Below are 1,676 nucleotides of genomic sequence, written 5' to 3' on the forward strand. Positions count from 1 at the left end.
GCAGCCGTTCGGCCGGGACGGCGCGGATCTCGCTGTGCTCGACACCGTTGACTTCACGGCACCACGCCGCCGCTGCCGCGTTCGCCGCGCTCAGGTCGGTGAACGCCTCGCCGGTGTCACCGGTGCCGGGATCATCAGGTCGGTCTTGGCGTAACCAACCAGGTTCTCCACGATCCCCTTCGATTCCGGGGATCGGCCGCTTGGCAGAAGTCGGGACGGAATCCGTATTAACTGAACTTGATCTTGCGGCGCTGGTCCTGGTTTCGGCCGCTGATCAAGTCTGCTGCTGTGCGCGGCGAGGGGACGGGATGCCGAGTGTGACCGGTGTCCGCTGGCGCCGATCAAGTTGTGCGAGTTTGTGTTCGGCTCCTGCGAGGCTGATGGTGAGCCCATCGATCTCGCCCATCCAGCCTTCGCGGCGTGCCTCGGTGATTCGGTCGCGCAGGTTGTCGATGATCTCCTGGATCCGGTGTCGTTGGGTCTCGTCGGGCCAAAGCATCGGGCAGCGGACGCAGGCTTATCTGAACTTGATCATTCGACCCGGTGTGTCCGGTTCTGCTGGTCAGCTCGGCGGTTTGGCGCGGCCTGCGAGGTCACTGAATGTGGGCATGCCGAGCTGGACGGTGCGCGCTCGGCGGTTCAACGTGGTGTCGACCTGGATGAGCTTGTCTTCGGCACCGGCGAGGCTGACTTTGAGCCCGTCGACCTCGCCGGTCCAGCCTTCGCGTTCGGCTTCGGCGATGCGAGCGTGGAGGTTGTCGCGGATCTCTTCCAGCCGGGTTCGCTGCGCGGGGTCCACTCGTAGGAGTGCGCATCTGACGCAAGCATGCTCATGGAGGCACGGCGTTGCGTAAGCGCGCGCGCAGGTGCCGATGGAGACCTTCCGCTTCTCGAAGTGGGCGAGGAATGCGTCCCATTCCTCGTCAGTCGGCGTGCGGTATTCCTCGCCGGGGCGGGTCGCGCGGCGGCGGGCGAGGAACGCCCGGTGGGCCTCGATCGCCTCGGCCGGGTAGATCGCCTTATATCCGAGCGTTGTGTCGATGCTGGCGTGTCCGCAGATGATCTGCGCGATGTGTGGCGGCAGCCCACTCATGATCGCGTCGGTCACGAAGATCCTTCGAAAATCGTGCGGAGAGAAGATCAACGGTGCGCCGGCTGCGTCGGTCAGCGCCGTGGCGGCGAGGGCGTTGAGTAGCAGTTTGCGCAGCGCGGTGGGCGTGATCGCCCGATGCTCACTGCCGACGTCGCGTTGGAACAGCAGTGGCATGGCCGGGTTCCAGACCCGTTCGCGCACGTCGTAGGCGGCGACCAGCGGGATCGCGCCGTTGCGGTCGCGGAGGCGGCTGACGATGGCGCTGAGCGTGTCTGCCAGCTCCGGGCTGACCAGCAGCAGCCGTTCGGTGTCGGTCTTGGATGGGGCGATCTGCAGCAGCGGCACCAGTTCCCCGGTAGATGGCAGCCGGTATTCGGTGATGCTGTGGTGGGTCAGCTCGAGTAATTCCTCACCGCGGATGCCAGTCAGTCGCAGGGTTTCGATCGCGGCGAAAGCCCAGAACGCTTCGTCTTCTTCGTAGGTCAGGTTCTGTCTGTTGCCGGTGGCGAGTTGTGCGGCCCAGACGCTGCGGCCGTTGACTTTGCTGGTGGCCATGACGGCTCGACGAAGGGAACCGTCGGTG

2 protein-coding genes are annotated in these 1,676 nt (G+C 65.3%); both read right to left on the reverse strand.

The genetic code is table 11. The features are described 5' to 3' along the window. Window positions 1-274: 274 nt before the first annotated feature. Complete coding sequence (locus WAN02_RS18935) at window positions 275-499, reverse strand: hypothetical protein (RefSeq protein WP_422265779.1); 225 nt, start codon at window positions 497-499, stop codon at window positions 275-277. 63 nt (window positions 500-562) lie between these two features. After that, on the reverse strand, window positions 563-1,676 hold a 1,114-nt coding region (locus tag WAN02_RS18940), incomplete at its 5' end, for a tyrosine-type recombinase/integrase (protein ID WP_422265780.1).

The sequence above is a fragment of the Mycobacterium sp. genome, from assembly GCF_049281135.1.
Taxonomy (GTDB): domain Bacteria; phylum Actinomycetota; class Actinomycetes; order Mycobacteriales; family Mycobacteriaceae; genus Mycobacterium.

Excerpts from the sequence above, each read along its gene's own strand:
- WAN02_RS18935 (WP_422265779.1), bottom strand. The coding sequence starts at position 499 with ATGCTTTGGCCCGACGAGACCCAACGACACCGGATCCAGGAGATCATC.